The sequence below is a fragment of the Cryobacterium sp. N21 genome (assembly GCF_002929575.1).
Lineage (GTDB): Bacteria > Actinomycetota > Actinomycetes > Actinomycetales > Microbacteriaceae > Cryobacterium > Cryobacterium flavum.
Genome location: NZ_PJJQ01000032.1, coordinates 131,910 through 148,347 on the forward strand (window position 1 = coordinate 131,910; position 16,438 = coordinate 148,347).

At 65.7% G+C, this 16,438-nt stretch carries 16 protein-coding genes; 12 read left to right on the forward strand and 4 right to left on the reverse strand.

All coding sequences use genetic code 11. From position 1 onward, the window contains the following. Position 1 precedes the first annotated feature (1 nt). The 5 genes from CXY77_RS09290 to CXY77_RS09310 all read left to right on the forward strand — a co-directional run bounded on the left by CXY77_RS09290 (position 2) and on the right by CXY77_RS09310 (position 4,963). Positions 2-385 (forward strand): PadR family transcriptional regulator, encoded by a 384-nt coding sequence (locus CXY77_RS09290; protein WP_092340883.1) that lies wholly within the window; start codon positions 2-4, stop codon positions 383-385. Beyond that, the gene (locus tag CXY77_RS09295; protein WP_092340885.1) at positions 382-915 is read left to right on the forward strand and encodes a hypothetical protein; all 534 of its coding nucleotides are present in this window, start codon (positions 382-384) and stop codon (positions 913-915) included. Before CXY77_RS09290 ends, CXY77_RS09295 begins: the two co-directional genes overlap by 4 nt. A gap of 23 nt (positions 916-938) precedes the next feature. Next, positions 939-1,292: a zinc ribbon domain-containing protein YjdM gene (locus tag CXY77_RS09300; protein WP_134505289.1), complete on the forward strand. Its 354-nt coding sequence runs from the start codon at positions 939-941 to the stop codon at positions 1,290-1,292. A 92-nt stretch (positions 1,293-1,384) separates the two neighbouring features. Beyond that, on the forward strand, positions 1,385-1,900 hold the full coding sequence (locus tag CXY77_RS09305; protein WP_233197327.1) for an FHA domain-containing protein: 516 nt from the start codon (positions 1,385-1,387) through the stop codon (positions 1,898-1,900). 93 nt (positions 1,901-1,993) lie between these two features. After that, a complete protein-coding gene (locus CXY77_RS09310) occupies positions 1,994-4,963 on the forward strand; it encodes an FtsK/SpoIIIE domain-containing protein (protein ID WP_104129979.1) in 2,970 nt (989 codons plus the stop codon). On the opposite strand, the gene ald is transcribed toward CXY77_RS09310, so the two are convergent. Then, complete coding sequence (ald, locus tag CXY77_RS09315; RefSeq protein ID WP_092340889.1) at positions 4,960-6,075, reverse strand: alanine dehydrogenase; 1,116 nt, start codon at positions 6,073-6,075, stop codon at positions 4,960-4,962. The genes CXY77_RS09310 and ald overlap by 4 nt on opposite strands. Before the next feature lie 249 nt (positions 6,076-6,324). Between ald and CXY77_RS09320 the strand changes: the two genes are divergently transcribed. From CXY77_RS09320 to CXY77_RS09335, 4 genes are read left to right on the forward strand one after another with little or no spacing between them, the layout of a single operon-like run. After that, the gene (locus tag CXY77_RS09320) at positions 6,325-7,539 is read left to right on the forward strand and encodes a PotD/PotF family extracellular solute-binding protein (RefSeq protein ID WP_104088897.1); all 1,215 of its coding nucleotides are present in this window, start codon (positions 6,325-6,327) and stop codon (positions 7,537-7,539) included. Next, the gene (locus CXY77_RS09325; RefSeq protein WP_104088758.1) at positions 7,539-8,738 is read left to right on the forward strand and encodes an ABC transporter ATP-binding protein; all 1,200 of its coding nucleotides are present in this window, start codon (positions 7,539-7,541) and stop codon (positions 8,736-8,738) included. Before CXY77_RS09320 ends, CXY77_RS09325 begins: the two co-directional genes overlap by 1 nt. Before the next feature lie 2 nt (positions 8,739-8,740). Further along, entirely contained in the window at positions 8,741-9,658 is a 918-nt protein-coding gene (locus CXY77_RS09330; RefSeq protein WP_092340893.1) for an ABC transporter permease, read from the forward strand. Next, positions 9,655-10,461, forward strand: a complete 807-nt coding sequence (locus tag CXY77_RS09335) for an ABC transporter permease (RefSeq protein ID WP_174774976.1) — start codon at positions 9,655-9,657, stop codon at positions 10,459-10,461. The genes CXY77_RS09330 and CXY77_RS09335 overlap by 4 nt, the downstream gene beginning before the upstream one ends. Here the strand turns inward: CXY77_RS09335 and CXY77_RS09340 are convergent. Continuing rightward, on the reverse strand, positions 10,458-11,450 hold the full coding sequence (locus CXY77_RS09340) for an asparaginase (RefSeq protein WP_104129980.1): 993 nt from the start codon (positions 11,448-11,450) through the stop codon (positions 10,458-10,460). The genes CXY77_RS09335 and CXY77_RS09340 overlap by 4 nt on opposite strands. A 5-nt stretch (positions 11,451-11,455) precedes the next feature. After that, entirely contained in the window at positions 11,456-12,832 is a 1,377-nt protein-coding gene (gabT, locus tag CXY77_RS09345; protein WP_104129981.1) for a 4-aminobutyrate--2-oxoglutarate transaminase, read from the reverse strand. Positions 12,833-12,917: 85 nt separating this feature from the next. On the opposite strand from gabT, the gene CXY77_RS09350 reads away from it, so the two are divergent. The 3 genes from CXY77_RS09350 (at position 12,918) to CXY77_RS09360 (ending at position 14,971) form a co-directional block, all read left to right on the forward strand. Then, positions 12,918-13,403: an OsmC family protein gene (locus CXY77_RS09350; RefSeq protein WP_092340896.1), complete on the forward strand. Its 486-nt coding sequence runs from the start codon at positions 12,918-12,920 to the stop codon at positions 13,401-13,403. 111 nt (positions 13,404-13,514) lie between these two features. Then, positions 13,515-13,874 carry a PadR family transcriptional regulator gene (locus CXY77_RS09355; RefSeq protein WP_092340897.1) on the forward strand — a complete coding sequence of 120 codons (360 nt, stop codon included), beginning with the start codon at positions 13,515-13,517 and terminating at the stop codon, positions 13,872-13,874. Beyond that, complete coding sequence (locus tag CXY77_RS09360; protein ID WP_104129982.1) at positions 13,871-14,971, forward strand: hypothetical protein; 1,101 nt, start codon at positions 13,871-13,873, stop codon at positions 14,969-14,971. Before CXY77_RS09355 ends, CXY77_RS09360 begins: the two co-directional genes overlap by 4 nt. Positions 14,972-15,068: 97 nt before the next feature. On the opposite strand, the gene CXY77_RS09365 is transcribed toward CXY77_RS09360, so the two are convergent. After that, on the reverse strand, positions 15,069-16,415 hold the full coding sequence (locus CXY77_RS09365; RefSeq protein WP_092340899.1) for an aminotransferase class III-fold pyridoxal phosphate-dependent enzyme: 1,347 nt from the start codon (positions 16,413-16,415) through the stop codon (positions 15,069-15,071). Positions 16,416-16,438 lie beyond the last annotated feature (23 nt).

A 16,438-nucleotide genomic window follows, 5' to 3' on the forward strand; every position in this document is an offset into this window, starting at 1 on the left:
TATGGCCCACCCACCGAGCACACCGGCCGTGCCACAAGACGCGCAGTCCCTGCGTGGGGTGCTGCCCATGCTCATTCTGAGCCAGCTGCAGTCTGCCGAGTCGTACGGTTACGAACTCGTTGTTCGGCTGCAGAACATCGGCCTTCGAGACCTCGCGACCGGCACGGTCTACCCGGTGCTGTCGCGCCTGGAACAGGACGGCTCGCTCACCAGCCGCCTGGTGGCATCCACTGCGGGCCCGGCGCGCAAGTATTACTCGCTGAGCGCGGCGGGGGAGGCGGCCCTCGTGCTCGCCACGGCGCGCTGGCACTCCCTGACGGCGATCGTGCAGACGGGCCTCGGCGTCACCCCCACAGAAGCTTTAGCCGGAGAGGATCAGAAATGAACACGCAAACCATCGAGGCCAGATCTTCCTTCGGAGTCTGGCGTCGCCGCGAGTCCTATTTGTTCCGGCTCGACCTCTGGCTGGAAGAGTCCCTGTCGTCGCGCGAGCGCCGATCGATCCTGCGCGAGATTCGCGACAACATCACGGTGGATGCGGCAGCCCGCGGCATCGCCGCCGCCCTCGACTCGCTCGGCTCACCCCGCACCCTGGCTCGAAGTTTCGCCGAAACCGGCCGCGACAGCCGGCCCTCTTGGAATCGGGCGATCTATTGGTTCACCGGCCTGCTGCTGCTCTGGTGGACCCTGGCCTTCACCTACACGGCCGGTATGCTCTCGGCCCTACTGGACAGCGGAGCCGAGTCGGCCGAGTCGTACTTTCTCGGGCTGCCGGTATCGGCGTTCAACCGGAAGTCCGGAATTGGGATCGGCTGGGAAGCCTCCTCTGTCGTCGCCTACATTCCGCTGATGGTCATGGTCGCTGCGGCCATCATCGCCGGGCGGCTCTGGCGCGTGCGGGTCGGCCGCCGATAGTCGCAAAGCATCAGTCGCGTATTATGGAACGAGTGAATGAGACCCTGCCCAAGTGCCCTGAATGTTCCAGCGACCTGACCTACGAAATGGGTGCCCTGCTGGTGTGCCCGCTCTGCGCCCACGAGTGGTCGAACGAGCCGGTCGAGGAAGAGCAGGAAGCCCAGGTCAAAGACGCGTTCGGAACCGTGCTGACCGACGGTGACACCGTGTCGATCATCAAAGACCTCAAGGTCAAGGGCCAGACGTTGTCGGTCAAGGTCGGAACTAAGGTGCGCAACATTCGCCTCGTTGACCCGGTCGACGGTCACGACATCGATTGCAAGGTCGATGGTTTCGGATTCATGCAGCTCAAGTCCAGCGTGGTCAAGAAGGTCTAGGCCGAGTGATCGTGACGTGTCAGATTTGCGGGGCCTGGTTGCCAGTCGGGGCCATGTTCTGCGGCGAATGCGGCAGTTCCCGCACAGCCACCGTGGAATCGCGCAAGCGCCCGGACCCTCGCCCGAACGACACGACGATCATTGCGCGCCTGCCGCGCGCGCCAGTCGTCATCTCCGTATCGATTCCCGCTGAGGTGCCGGCTCCGGTGCGGGCCGTGGCTGTCGTGAGCGCTGCACCGCCTGCATCACGGGCCGCGCTCCCCGCCGCAGTGATGCCGACCCGGGCGACCTTCGTGTTGACCTTCAGCACCGGCCAGCGGGTATCCGTGCAGGGCTCCGGCCTGATCGGCCGTAAACCCCTGGCCCAACCCGATGAGATTTTCGACGAACTCATACGGGTAGCGGATGCCGACCGCTCGGTCTCCAAGACTCACCTCGAGTTCGGCCAGCACGACGGCGAGTTCTGGGTCAGCGACCGCGTCTCGGGCAACGGCACGGTGATTCGCCGCCCCGGTGAAACGGCCGAGGCGCTCGAACCGGGGCGACGGTACGTTCTTCCGCGCGGCACCCGGGTGGAGATCGCCGACCAGTCCTTCAGCATCAGCTGAGCCGCCTCCTCCACAGCTACGCACCACCTGCGATCGTGCACCGATAGTCCCGTCGAGGATCGTCCTAGGTCAGCATTCTGGTCTGCTGGTTGCGTGTCCACCGTCGATGAAACCCTCGCGCTGCCACCCGCGCCAGCTAGTCTGCCTCCGGCGGGATTCCCCCTGCTCGCCAGCGTGGCGCCCCTGGTTGCTGCCGGGCTGATCTGGATGATCACCGGCTCGGCTTTCGCGCTGATCTTCGCCGTTCTCAGCCCGATCATCACGGTGGCCAGCATGTTCGATTCCAAGCGCTCGGGTGGCAAACGCCGCCGGACTGAATCGGCCGCTCACGCCGAAGCCCTGGCGCTGCTGCGTACGGTCATCACCGACCGCCAGTCCCGCTGGCGCGACGAGGCCTGGCAGCACACCCCATCAGCCCGAAATATTGTGCGAGGATGTGCTGCTGCCGCGCGCTGGCGGCAAACGGATGCCACGCTCGTCGCGCTGGGCGTCGGCCCGGCCCCGAGTGGTATCCGACTGGGCGGTGCGAGCGCCCCAAACGAGCACCGGGAACTTCGGGAGTGGGCCTCGACCGTCACCGGCGCTCCGGTCGTCGTCGACCTGACGTCCGGACTCGGTATCGTCGGACCGATGCCGCTCGCAGCGGGCGTTGCCCGCGCCGTGCTCGTGCAACTGTGTTTCGCTCTGCCGCCGACCGACCTTGGCGTCGCAATCGCCACCGACGCTCAGGCCACCGACTGGGACTGGGCGGCGCAGCTGCCGCAGGCCGTAGTAACGCCGCGACGGCTCACGCTACTGCTGCGAACGGTCACCTCCGTGCATCCGCTGGGAGGCGAACCCGATCGCGGGCGGCTGCTCCTGGCCGTGGCAACGCGGCTCGAGGACCTGCCCCCAGGCTGCGGAACGGTCGTGCGCATCGCTGGGCCGACCAGGGCGCAGATCATCCGTGCGCCCAATCGCGCGCCGCCCCTCGACTTTTGCCCGGAGCTGCTCGCCCAAGCTGAGGCGATCGACTTCGCGGTGGCCCTCACCGAGCAGGCCCGTGCCGCCGGGATGGCAAGGGAATCCGGGGCGCTCCCGACCACGCTCACCCTGGCGGAACTGCTCGAAGACGGCACCGATGCCCCGGCAATCACCGGTGGGACAGCTCCGCCGAGCCTCGACTGCCCGATCGGTGTCGGCCGAGACGGGCCGGTGCACGTTGACCTGGTGCGATCCGGGCCGCACGCCGTGGTCGGCGGAACTACCGGCAGCGGCAAGAGCGAGCTCCTGACCACCTGGGTGGCAGCTCTGGCCGCGACCTATTCGCCGGGCCAGGTGAACTTTCTGCTGGTCGATTTCAAGGGCGGCGCGGCTTTTCAACCGCTGGCTCGGCTGCCGCACTGCGTTGGCCTCATCACCGACCTCGACGCGGCCACGGCGACGCGGGCCCTGGCCAGCCTGGGAGCAGAACTTCGCTACCGGGAGCGCACCCTCAGTTCGGCCGGGGCGCGGGACGTGACCGACGTGCGCCTGACGCATCCGCTGCCCCGGCTGGTCATTGTCGTCGATGAATTCGCCACCATGCTCGGGCTGTTCCCCGAGCTGCACGCCCTCTTTGTCGACATTGCCGCGCGTGGACGGTCGCTCGGTGTGCACCTCATCCTCTGTACCCAACGACCGGCCGGGGTGGTGCGAGACGCCCTGCTGGCCAACTGCAGCCTGCGCCTGTCCTTGCGGGTGAACAACCGTGCCGACAGCCAGGCGGTGATCGGCACGGATGCTGCGGCCGAATTGGCACCGAATCAGCCCGGACGGTGCCTGATCGCCACCGAAACCGGAGAACCGGTGCTCTGCCAGGTCGCGACGACCCGGGAACTCGACATCGCCGGCCTCGCTGCCGCGCCGATGTCGGCACCGCCGGTGTTGTCGGCAGCGGGCGGATTCGTCCCGAGGCGGCCCTGGCTCGATGCGCTCCCGCCGGTGGTCACGGCGGCCGACCTGGCGAGCGCGGAGGCCGCCGCATCCGGTTTTCCGCTGGGCTTGCTCGACGAACCCGAGCGCCAGCGGTACCGTGTGTTCTCCTACGATCCCGAGATTGACGGGCATCTGCTCGTTATCGGCGGAGCCGGTTCGGGCAAATCCGCCCTGCTGCACACACTGGCTGAGGCAGTCGCCGGCGCGGCCGAATCTCACACCGGGATCTACCTCGTCACCGCCGACGTCGAATCGGCCTGGGATGCCCTTGCGAGACTCAGCACCAGCGTGGAAACCGGGCAGCAGACCGCGGCCTCACCCCGGTTGGTACTGTTCGACGATTTTGATTCCGTCTGCGCCCGCTGGCAGCCCGAGCACCGGCTGGCCGCCGTCGACCTGCTCGTCGGCCTGCTGCGGGACGGCCCGGCAGCGGGGGTACACGTCGTTGTCGCCGTGCAACGGCACACCAGCGTGGTTCCCGGGCTGGCTGCGCTCTGCCAGAGCTCCCTGCTGCTGAAACTGCCGAGCGTGCAGGAACACCTCGCGGCCGGAGGGCAATCGGCTAGCTACACCGCCGCGCTACCTCCGGGCGGGGGAGTGTGGCGCGGCCTGCGCGTGCAACTGCTGGCTCCCGTTGCGGCCCTGGCCGTTCCTGCCGCCACGACGCTTGATACGGAATCCGATGCCCTGCCCAATTCGCTTCCCACTGGTGGCCCGCTCCTGATCGTGTCATCGTCGCCGACGAGCGCAGCCACCCGCCTGCGCACCGTCCTCGGTGTGCCGGTTCTGGAACTGGCGGGAACGAGCGGGCCGGCGGCATCCGCTCTGCTGGTTTCCGGTGAGGCAGGCCAGACGGATGCTGCGGGTCAGCTGATCGTCGTCGGTGACGCCGAAACCTGGCAGACGCACTGGACGTTGCTGGCCCGGCTGCGGGGCCCAACGGCCAACAACACTGCGGCCAGCCTGGTCTTCGACCGGTGCAGCCTGTCGGATTTTCGGCTGATCAGCCACCGCCGGGAGTTGCCGCCGCCGTTGGCACCCGGGCGCGGGCGGGTCTGGGTATTGCACCCGAACGGCGAGGTGACCAGGGCGATCCTCCCCGACTAGACCAACACCTCGGCGACAGGCTGGTGCGGCAACCCGTGAGCGAGCGCCACGGGAGCGCTGGTCAGGTGCCCGGCGAAAGTATTGAGCCCCTGGGCCAGGGCGGAATCCGCGCGCAACGCATTGACCCAGCCGAGCGTGGCGAGTGCGCGCACATAGGGCAGGGTCGCATTTGTCAGAGCATAGGTCGAGGTGTGCGGCACCGCGCCGGGCATGTTCGCGACGCAGTAGAACAACGACCGGTGCACGGTGAAGGTGGGGTCGGCGTGCGTGGTGGGATGACTGTCGGCAAAGCAACCGCCCTGGTCCACGGCGATATCCACGAGCACGCTGCCCGGTTTCATGCGCGACACGAGCTCGTTACTGACCAGTTTCGGGGCCTTGGCTCCCGGAATGAGAACCGAACCGATGACCATGTCAGCTCCGACGACGGCCTTGTCGATCTCAAAGCTGTTCGAAGCAATGGTTTTGACCCGCCCAAAATGCAGGGCATCGATCTCGCGCAGCCGGAACAGGTTGGTATCGAGCACGGTCACCTCAGCGCCGAGCCCGAGCGACACCTGCATCGCGGCCGTGCCGGCCACCCCGCCGCCGAGCACAGCGATCTTTGCCGGGTGAGTGCCAGGGACGCCGGGCACCAGCAGGCCGGGGCCGCCATTCGGCTTGAGCATGGCATTGGCCCCCACGATCGGCGCGAGGCGGCCGGCGACCTCACTCATCGGCGCCAACAACGGCAGAGCTCGCGAGGGCAACTGCACGGTCTCGTAGGCGATCGCGGTGACTCCGCTGCCGAGCAGGGCCCGGGTCAGCTCGGGTTCTGCGGCGAGATGCAGGTAAGTAAACAGCACCAGGTCGGCGCGAAAGTAGCCGTACTCGCTGTCGACTGGCTCTTTGACCTTGAGCAGCAGGTCGGCGGCCGCCCAGATGCTCGCTGCGTCCGGCAGAATCGTCGCGCCGGCCGCGACATACTGCTCATCGCTGATGGAGGAACCGACGCCGGCGCCGGACTGCACGAGCACGTCGTGACCGTGCAGCACGAGGTCGTACACCCCCGCCGGGGTGATCGCGACCCGAAACTCATTGTTCTTGATCTCGGTGGGAATGGCGATCCTCATGGTGTTCCTCTCTCGAAGCGCGCTCCTCGGCCGAGGTCCAGCGGCTCATCGCCACCACCCTAGTCGTGGCGCACCGACGATTTCGAGGGCGAATGTTGCGAGTTTGTGCTGATTTCGTGACAAATCGGTTGCAAGATCAATGTTTTGAACTCTTTTAGGTGTTTCCACCACCGATATGTGCAATTATCGACCAACTCGCAACGCAGCGAGTCTGACCGTGTGCGTGCCCAGAATGCTAGGAGAACCATGATGAAGTCCAAGCCGCTGCCCGCCGATCCCATGATTCGCCAGCTCATTCGCCAGGCGCAGAAGGCGCAGCTGGGTCGCCGAACTCTCCTCGCCGGTGCCGGTGCCGGTGCAACAGCTCTCGCGCTCGCCGCGTGCTCCACCGGAGCTGCGGCCAAGCCCACCGCTGCGGCCGACACGTCGGCTACTGACATGACCATCCGCTGGGACAACTGGGCGCTGTACATCGACGTCGACGATGCCGGCAATTACCCGACCCTCGACGCGTTCAAAGCGCAAACCGGCATCTCGGTCAAGTACACCGAAGCCGTCGACGACAACAACTCGTACTACGGCAAGGTCAAAGACCAGCTCGCCCTCGGCCAGGACATCGGAGCCGATGTCGCCTGCCTGACCGACTGGATGGTCAGCCGCATGATCCGTTTTGGCTACACCCAGGAACTCGACCACGCCAATATCCCCAACCTCTCCAATCTCCTGCCGTCACTGCAGAACGTCGACTTCGACCCGGGCCGGGCTATGAGCATCCCCTGGCAGGGCGGCTTCGCTGGCCTGGCCTGGAACAAGGAAAAGTACCCGCAGGGCCTCAAATCGGTTGAAGACCTCTGGGTCCCCGAGCTGAAGGGTCGCGTCGGCGTACTCTCCGAAATGCGCGACACCATGGGCTTGATCATGCTCGATCACGGCGTCGACATCTCCGGAAAATGGGGCGAAAATGAATACACCGCCGCCATCGACGAATTCAAGAAGCAGGTCTCCGACGGCCAGATCCGCAACATCAAGGGCAACTCCTACAAGGAAGACCTCGCCAACGAAGACACCCTGGCCGCGATCGTCTGGTCCGGTGATATCGTGCAGCTCAATGCCGAAAATGGCGACAAGTGGGGCTTCATCGTTCCCGAAAAGGGCGGAACGCTCTGGAACGATAACTTCGTCGTGCCGATCGGTTCGCCGGGCAAGAAGAACGTCGAAGAACTCATCAACTACTACTACGACCCGGCCGTCGCCGCCGAGGTCGCCGCCTACGTCAACTACATCACCCCCGTCGCCGGTGCCAAAGAAGCCATGATGGCCATCGACCCGACGCTGGCCGAAGATCCGTTGATCTTTCCCGACGACGCGACCCTCGCCAACGCCTACGTGTTCCGGGGGCTCGACGGCACAGAGGAGCAGACCTTCAACGCTCAGTTCCAAGCGATCCTGCTGGGTGCAGCCTGATGGTCATCGGTGCGTTCGCTGATCGTGGCGCCGACCTGGAGCTGGTCGGCATCGAGAAACGTTTCCCCGGGTTCACCGCTATTGAAAATCTCAACCTCACTATTCCGGCCGGGTCGTTCTTCGCGCTGCTCGGCCCCTCGGGCTGCGGCAAGACGACCACCCTGCGTCTGGTCGCCGGCCTCGAAGAGCCCACGAGCGGCCGCATCCTGATCGGGGGAACGGATGTGACCAATCAGAAATCCTTCCAGCGCCCGGTCAACACCGTGTTCCAGAGCTACGCCCTGTTTCCGCACATGACCGTGCTCGAGAACGTCGCCTTCGGTCTCCGCCGCCGCAAGATCGGCGATCCGGTGGCCAAAGCGCACGAGGCGCTGCTGTTAGTGGAGCTCGATCACCTGGCCCACCGCAAACCGCAGCAGTTGTCCGGCGGTCAGCAGCAGCGCGTGGCCCTGGCCCGCGCCATCGTCAACCGGCCGGCATTGCTCCTGCTCGACGAACCGCTTGGGGCCCTCGACCTCAAGCTGCGGCGCCAGATGCAGCTCGAGTTGAAGACCATCCAGGAGGAGGTCGGCCTCACTTTTCTGCACGTGACCCACGACCAGGAGGAGGCCATGACCATGGCCGACACCATCGCGGTCATGAACAAGGGGCGCATCGAGCAGATGGGTGAACCGCAGCAGCTCTACGAACTGCCCAAGACCGCCTTCGTGGCGAACTTTCTCGGCCAGTCCAACCTGTTCACCGGCCCCGTCGTGTCCACCACGAGTACCGCCATCGCGGTCGACGTGTCCGGGCAGAAGATCGTGGTGCCGCTTGAGCGCGCGCACCGAATCTCGGGCGAGGTCACGATCGGTGTGCGCCCCGAAAAACTCACTCTGCACGCCGACGAACCGGCCTACGACGCCGGACGCAATACGATGGGCCCGGGCAAGGTCATCGATGTGTCGTTCAGCGGCGTCAGCACGCAGTACCTTGTCGCCGTTCCCGGCGTCGGAACACTCGTCGTGTTCGCCCAGAACGTGGCTTTCGGCCCGGCCGCGCACGTCGGTGCCGAAGTGTGGCTCAGCTGGAACGTCGACCACGGCTTCGGACTCGACGATGATCCAGCCGATGCTCCGCGGTTCGAGGCGGATCTCGACACCAAGACCATCGCGCAGCAGCGTCGGTCGTTGCTCGTCACGGAGCTTGAGGAGGCCTAAGGATGGCCTTCGCCGCATTCTCGACCGCGACTGCGCCGTCGACCGACCCCGTCGCCCGGCGTCGCAGCCCGGTGGCGCTGTTTCTGCTGTTGCCGGGCATCCTCTATCTGGTGCTGTTTTTTCTGACCCCTTTGGTCTCGCTGCTGCTGACGTCGTTTCAGACGCCCCGGGAGTTCGGTGACATCGGCCAGTACGACTATGCCTTCCGCTGGCAGAACTACACCGAGGTCATCACGACCTACTGGCCTCACATCGTGCGATCGTTCAGCTACGCACTGGCCGCGACGTTCTTCGCGCTCGTGATCAGCTACCCGCTGGCCTACTTTATCGGCGTGAAAGCCCGCAAATGGCCGCTACTGCAGAGCCTCATGCTCGTACTCGTGATCGCACCGTTTTTCATCAGCTTTCTGCTGCGCACCCTGGCCTGGAAGCAGCTGTTCTCCGACGAGTCTTTCGTGGTGCAGTCGCTCAAAGCGCTCTCGCTGCTGGGACCGGAAGCACACGTGACCGGCACCGCGTTTTCGGTGATCTTCGGCCTGACCTACAATTTCATTCCGTTCATGACCCTGCCGTTGTACACGACGCTGGAGCGGCTCGACGTGCGTTACCTCGAGGCCGGCAACGACCTCTATGCGAGCCCATTCCAGGTGTTCCGCAAGATCACCATTCCGCTGTCGATGCCCGGCATCGTGGCGGGCACCCTGCTCACTTTCATCCCTGCGGCCGGTGACTATATCAACGCCAGTCGGGACTTTCTCGGTGGTACCGGCACCCAGATGATGGGAAACGTGATCGAGGCGAACTTCCTCGTGCTGCAGAATTACCCCTCGGCGGCGGCCCTGTCCATCATTCTGATGACCGTCATCCTGGTGATCGTCAGTATCTACGTCAAGCGATCCGGAACGGAGGAACTGCTGTGAAACTCTCCCTCGGCAAATGGCTGCTGCCCGTCTACAGCGGGTTGGCGCTGCTGTTCCTGATGATTCCTATCGGCTACACCTTCGTTTACTCCTTCAACGACTCCCTCAAATCCAACATCACCTGGCGCGGATTCACCTTCGACAAGTGGCTCAATGTCTGCAACGTACAAAATGGTGCTGTCTGTCAAGCCTTCGGCAACAGCCTGTTCATCGGCGCCGTGGCCACGGTCGTCGCGACCACCCTCGGCACCATGATCGCGATCGCCATCGTGCGCTACCGGTTCAAGTTTCGGTCACAGACCAGCCTGCTGCTGTTTTTGCCGATGGCCACCCCGGAGGTCGTGCTCGGCGCCGGCCTGGCGGCGCAGTTTCTGTCGCTCGGTGTGCCGAAGGACATGCTGACGATCATTCTGGCGCACACCATGTTCTGCATCAGCTTCGTCGTAGTCACGGTGAAGGCCCGGGTGGCCAGCCTCGACCCGGCTCTGGAAGAAGCCGGCCGCGACCTGTACGGCTCCGCCTGGCAGGTATTCGCGCGCATCACCTTTCCGCTGCTGCTGCCCGGCATTCTCGCGGCCGCTCTGTTGTCGTTCGCGTTGTCCTTTGACGACTTCATCATCACGAACTTCAACTCCGGGGCGGTGACGACGTTCCCCAAGTACATCTACATTTCGGCGGCACGCGGAATTCCGGCGGAGGCCAACGTGCTCGCGTCGGCCGTGTTCATTCTCGCGCTTGTCGTGGTCGTGACAGTGCAGGTGTCCGGGGCGGCGAAGGCGCGGCGGCTGGCCAAGCTGAGCTAAATGTAGCTGGCGCGAATCTCTCCGACCGGACGGCCGCCGCCGGTAACCGTGAGGCCGAGCTCGGGCAGCAACTGCGCGACGTCAGCTCGCTGGATCGCCCCAGCGTCCGCCAGCAGGCTGACTGCAACCGCAGCGGCGGCCCGCAGGTTGCCGTCGAGTATCTTCAATGCCACGGTGGTACCGTTTTCGGCGGCTGCGACCATGATTCCCTCCGCGCCGCCCTTCATGAACAGGCCGAGCCGGTCGATCACGATGCTGTCGGAGTGGCCGGGACCGGCCACCACCCAGCCATTGGCGCGCACCGCTTCGGCCAGAAAACCGGCCTCGCGGTAGATCGCGAACGGGGAGTTGGACTTGCTGGTGGCAATGCGCGCGATCCCGCGCGCCAGGCCCCCGAGGGAGATCGCGTGGACCGGGGCGCCGCAGCCGTCGATACCGGAGGCGACCGGTCGTTCGCCGGTGAAGCGTTCGAGCACGTCGAGGATGCGCTTTTGCAGCGGATGCGCCGGGTCCAGATAGCCGTCCAGCGCCCAGCCGTTCTGCTGGCAGGCCACGAGCATGGCCGCATGCTTGCCCGAGCACTCCATGTAGACCGGTGCCTTGGTGGCACCGAGGCGCACGAGAGCGTCTCGGGCGGCGGAGTCGATCGGCCAGGCAGCAGGGCACGCGAGCGCCGTTTCCGGAACTCCGGCCCGGGAGAGCAGGCCGCGAACGAGTTCGATGTGGGCGGCGGTGCCGCTGTGACTCGCGGTAGCGATGGCGGCATCCGCTCCCCGCAGGGCGGCGCCGCTGGCCATGACCGCGACGGCCTGGAACGGTTTCATCGCCGAGCGCGGAAAGACCGCGCTGGTGACGTCGCCGAGCGCCCGCAACACCTCGCCGTTGGTGCCGAGCACGATCGCCGAACCGGCGTGGCGGGATTCGACGAAGCCGCTGCGCTCCACGACGGCGAGCTCGACGGAATCGTCGACCGTAAAGGTTTCAGTCACAGTGGCTACAGCGCGGCCATGGCGTCGTCGATCACCGAGAGGGCGTCGACGATCAGGGCATCAGACAGCGCGAGACTCGGCAGAAAACGCAGCACGTTGCCGTAGGTGCCGGCGGTGAGCAGCAGCACGCCGTGCTGGCCGGCGTAGGTCGAAATCGCGCTCACCGCGGCGGCGTTGGGCGCCTTCGTCGTGTCGCCGGTACCGGGCTGCACCAGCTCGATCGCCATCATGGCACCGTGGCCGCGAATCTCGCCGATGATGTCGTACTTGTTCTTGAGCGCGGTCAGGCCCGCCGCGAGCGACCGCTCGATGCGCTGTGCTTCGCCGAGCAGGTTGTTCGCGTCGATGGCCTCGAACACAGCGATCGCAGCGGCACAGGAGACCGGGTTGCCACCAAAGGTGCCGCCGAGGCCGCCGGGCTGGGAAGCATCCATGATTTCAGCGCGGCCGGTGACGGCGGCGAGCGGGAAGCCCCCGGCGATGCCCTTGGCACTGAGCACGAGGTCGGGGATCCAGCCGAAGTGCTCACTCGCGTAGTACTTACCCGAGCGCGCCATGCCGCTCTGGATCTCATCGGCGATCATGACGACACCGTTCTTGGTGCACCATTCCTGCAGGGCGGGCAGGTAGCCATCCGCTGGCACCATGAAACCGCCCTCACCCTGGATGGGTTCGACGACCAGACAGGCCAGATCGGATGCCCCGATCACCTTGTCGAGGTAGGCGATGGTGCGGGCGGCCGCCTCGGAACCGGTCAGGCCGTCGTGATAGGGGTAGGAACTCGGGGCGTGGTAGACATCGCTCGCGAGGGGACCGTAGCCGGTGGCGTAGGGCATGGCCTTGTAGTTCATGGCCATGGTCAGCACGGTGCGGCCATGGTAGGCGTGGTCGAGTACCGCGACGGCGCGGCGACCGGTGTACTTGCGGGCGATCTTCACGCCGTTTTCGACGGCTTCGGCGCCGGAGTTGATGAGCACGCTCTTCTTCGGGAAATTACCCGGGGTGTGCTCGGCGAGCAGCTCGGCGACGCGCACGTACTCTTCATAGGGGGTGACGGTGAACAGGGTGTGGATGAAGTCCTGGGACTGTTCGATGGCCGCGGCAACGACGCTGGTCTCGGTGTGGCCGATCGTGGTGACGCCGATTCCGGCACCGAGGTCGATGAACTGGTTGCCGTCAACATCAACGAGGATCGCCCCGTTGGCCTTGGCAATGTAAACGGGGAGCATGGAGCTGACGCCGTCGGAGACGACCGCTCGACGCCGCTCCTGCAACGCTGCAGAGATCGGACCGGGAATGGCCGTGACGATCTTTCGTTCTTGCGCGACGGAGTACGTGGTCGCGGCGGCAGTGGTAGCAGAGTTTGTGAGGGTGTCAGTCATGATGCTTCCACTTTACCGATCTCATTCCCCACGAGGCTGGTTGTGCTGTCAGAATTACTGAAGGAGATAGCGATTTCGAGGGGGAATCATGCTCGGCGAGCACAATTACGCGGTACGGGTCGACTGGACCGGCAATGAGGGCAGTGGTACGAGCAGCTATCGGGCCTACGGCCGACAGCACACGATCACGCCGGTGGGCAAGGGAGCCGAGGTCAAGGCCGTCATCAAGGGATCGAGCGACCCGACTTTTCACGGAAATGCCGAACGCTGGAACCCGGAAGAGCTGCTGCTCGCCGCGCTCAGCCAGTGCCACATGCTCTCCTACCTGCACGTGGCCGTGCGGCACGGGGTGACGGTCACCGCCTATACCGACTCCGCGGTCGGAGTGATGCGCCAGCGGCCGGGCGGCGGCGGAAGTTTCGCATCCGCTACCCTGCGCCCGCGCGTGACGATAAGTGACCCCACCCAGGTCGATTTTGCGCAGTCGCTGCACGCCGAGGCGGCGCGGGAGTGCTTCATCGGGGCCTCGATGAACTTTCCGGTCGTGCACGAGCCGGTCACCACGGTCTAGCAGCGTCCCGGAAGGACAGAAATTGCGCATGGCGCGGTAGTGCGGTTTGCGTAGTAGTGTGGGATCCGTTGAAGGTGTGAGCGAACGCTCGAGCCGATGAAGGGGATGCCGATGGATACCACCCAGTTACTCAAGGGGGTGCTTGACATGGCCGTTCTGGCCGTCATCGTTGACGACGACGGCTACGGCTATGACATCGTGCGCCGATTGCGCGCCGCCGGACTCGACGAGGTCGGCGACGCTTCGGTCTACGGCACCCTGCGGCGGCTGTACAGCGCGGGGGCGTTGTCGAGCTACGTGGTGCCGTCGGACGGCGGGCCGCACCGCAAGTACTACGGAATGAACCCGCACGGCCGGGCCATGCTCGCCGAACAGTGCGCGAACTGGACCCACTTTGCCGACACTCTCACCCAGCTGCTCGAGAATCCGCAGCGCTCCGCTCTCCTACCCACGATCGGCGACAACTCATGAGCGAAACAGCTACGACTCCGCAGTCCATTCGCGACTTTGCCCTGGCCGTGCGAGCGGCCCTGAACGATCTTCCCGCCGATGACGTCGACGACCTCACCGACGGCCTCGAAGCCGACCTCACCGAGCAGGCCGCCGACGTGGATGCCGGCGATGCCGCGGCGCCCGAGGTTGACCTCGGCGATCCGGTCGCCTACGCCGACGAGTTGCGTGGCGCGGCCGGGCTTCCCGTGCGGGGAGCGACGCCCGAAGCCCGCGTGCCGCGGCTGCGCCGGCTGCGCACCCGGGTCGGTGCCGCGCGGGCTGGCGCGGCCCGGCGCATTCGTTCGAGTGCGGCCGGTGCGGCGGTGCTCGACTTTGTGCTCGCGTTGCGCCCCGCGTGGTGGGTGCTGCGCGGCTGGGTTGTCTATGCGGTCGCGGAGGTTTTCGCAGGTGGCGGGATCAGCACTGTGCCGACCGATCCACTGAGGTGGGTTGTGCTCACTGCTTTTGTGGTCTTGAGCGTGCAGTGGGGGCGCGGCCGGTGGCTGCCCTGGCGTTGGCTTCCCGGCTTTCGCACGGTGGTGAGCGTGTGCGCGGTTCTGGTGCTGCCGATCGTGCTGATGGTCACGGCCAACCAGGCCGGAACGCAGAACAGTGCGTACGTGGACTACAACCCGGCTCCGACGCCCGGACTCATGCAGAGCGGCGAGCAGGTGACCAACGTGTTCGCCTACGATACCGACGGCCAGCCGCTCACCGACGTGCAGCTGTTCGACCAGAGCGGTCGTGCCCTCAACGTGGTCAACGACCCGGTCAATACGAACTACCTGCCCCAGCTTGATGCGGCCGGCGAGCAGAACATGGTGGTGCCGAGCCTGTTGGTGCCCGGCGGCGGCTGGAACGTGTTTCCGCTCCGGCTGGTGGCGTCAGGCGATATCGACTACACCTACGACTTTCTTGGCCAGGCCTACCAGGCGGATGCCGCACCGTCGCCGTTCCCGTTCGCCCAGGTACGGCCCCTCGTGCCGGTGTCCGAAACGGGGGAGCCGACACCATCGCCGTCACCCACGCTTGTGCCGGTGCCGACAGCATCCGCTTCGCCAACGGCCGGACCATGATGCGCCCGGCCGGCGGTGGGGCGGCGGTCATCAGCCCCTCGGACATCGACCTGCCGCCGACCCAGTCCGTCGACATCACGGACTGGGTGAGGGGCGACTACGCGGGGTAGGCGGCTACCAGCGCAGCGAGGGCCTCCTCGAGCACGGTGGCAGCATCGTCGATGAGCTCGTCAGAGATCACGACACTCGGCATGATGCGCAGCACCGAATCCCAGCTGCCGGCGTCGAGCGCGATGACACCGTTCGTGGTGGCGTGCTTGATCACGGCGGTCAGGGCCTCGGGGTAGGGCTTCTTGGTTCCCGGGTGCACGAGCTCGACGCCGAACATGGCGCCCTTGCCGCGGACTTCGCCGACGATGGAGAACTTCTCGGCCCAGTCGCCGATTCGCGCCCAGAGGGCGGCTTCCACCCGCTTGGCCTCACCGAGCAGATTGTCCCGCTCGATCAGGTTGAACACTGCGAGGGCGGCCGCGGTGGAGACCGGGTTGCCGCCGAAGGTGCCGCCGATGCCGCCGGGCTGCACGGAGTCCATGATGTCGGCGCGGCCGGTGACGGCGGCCAGCGGAAAGCCGCCGGCGATGCCCTTGGCGGTCGTGACCAGGTCGGGAACGACATCGTGGTGCTCGATCGAGTACCAGACGCCGGTTCGGGCGATGCCGGCCTGAATCTCATCGGCCACGAAGACGATGCCGTTCTCGGTGCAAAATTCGCGAATGCGCTTGAAATAGCCGGGTGCAGGAATAACGATGCCGCCGTCGCCCTGGATCGGCTCGACGAAGAACGCCGCGACCTCGGTCGCGCCGATGTGGGTATTGATGTAGTCGATGGTCTTCTCAGCCGCTTCCAGACCACTCAGGCCGTCACGGAACGGGTAGCTCGTCGGCACGCTGTAGATCTCGCCGGGGAACGGGCCCATTCCGGCGCGCTCCGGCCACGGCCGGTAGGTCATCGCCATGGTCAGGTTGGTACGACCGTGAAAAGCGTGGTCGAGGGCAACGATGGCCCGGCGTCCGGTGAACTTGCGGGCGATCTTCACCGCGTTCTCCACCGCTTCCGCGCCGGTATTCACGAGCACCGAGTGCTTCTCGAAATCGCCGGGGGTGATCTGGCTAAGTTTCTCGGCGACCGCCACGTAGTTCTCGTAGGGCGTGACCGTGAAAAGAGTGTGGGTCAGTTTCGCTGCCTGAGCGGATGCTGCCGCCGCGACGTCGGGATGCGCGTGACCGATCGTGGTCACCCCGATACCGCAGCCGAGGTCGATGATCTGGTTGCCATCAACGTCGACCAGGATCGCTCCGGCGCCGTGGTCCATGTAAATGTTGGCGAGCGTTCCGGCGCCGCGGGCAACCGTTTTCTCTCGCCTGGCCTGAAGCTCGACCGACTTGGGGCCGGGGAGAGCCGTCACGAGCTTGCGTTTCTGGGGCACCGAATACGTAGCAGTCATTGCTCCAGCCTATGACCGCCAGC

Coding starts and splice junctions, on each gene's coding strand:
- CXY77_RS09290 (WP_092340883.1), top strand. CDS start 2: ATGGCCCACCCACCGAGCACACCGGCCGTGCCACAAGACGCGCAGTCC.
- CXY77_RS09295 (WP_092340885.1), top strand. CDS start 382: ATGAACACGCAAACCATCGAGGCCAGATCTTCCTTCGGAGTCTGGCGT.
- CXY77_RS09300 (WP_134505289.1), top strand. CDS start 939: ATGGAACGAGTGAATGAGACCCTGCCCAAGTGCCCTGAATGTTCCAGC.
- ald (WP_092340889.1), bottom strand. CDS start 6,075: ATGAGGATCGCCATTCCCACCGAGATCAAGAACAATGAGTTTCGGGTC.
- CXY77_RS09320 (WP_104088897.1), top strand. CDS start 6,325: ATGAAGTCCAAGCCGCTGCCCGCCGATCCCATGATTCGCCAGCTCATT.
- CXY77_RS09325 (WP_104088758.1), top strand. CDS start 7,539: ATGGTCATCGGTGCGTTCGCTGATCGTGGCGCCGACCTGGAGCTGGTC.
- CXY77_RS09330 (WP_092340893.1), top strand. CDS start 8,741: ATGGCCTTCGCCGCATTCTCGACCGCGACTGCGCCGTCGACCGACCCC.
- gabT (WP_104129981.1), bottom strand. CDS start 12,832: ATGACTGACACCCTCACAAACTCTGCTACCACTGCCGCCGCGACCACG.
- CXY77_RS09355 (WP_092340897.1), top strand. CDS start 13,515: ATGGATACCACCCAGTTACTCAAGGGGGTGCTTGACATGGCCGTTCTG.
- CXY77_RS09360 (WP_104129982.1), top strand. CDS start 13,871: ATGAGCGAAACAGCTACGACTCCGCAGTCCATTCGCGACTTTGCCCTG.
- CXY77_RS09365 (WP_092340899.1), bottom strand. CDS start 16,415: ATGACTGCTACGTATTCGGTGCCCCAGAAACGCAAGCTCGTGACGGCT.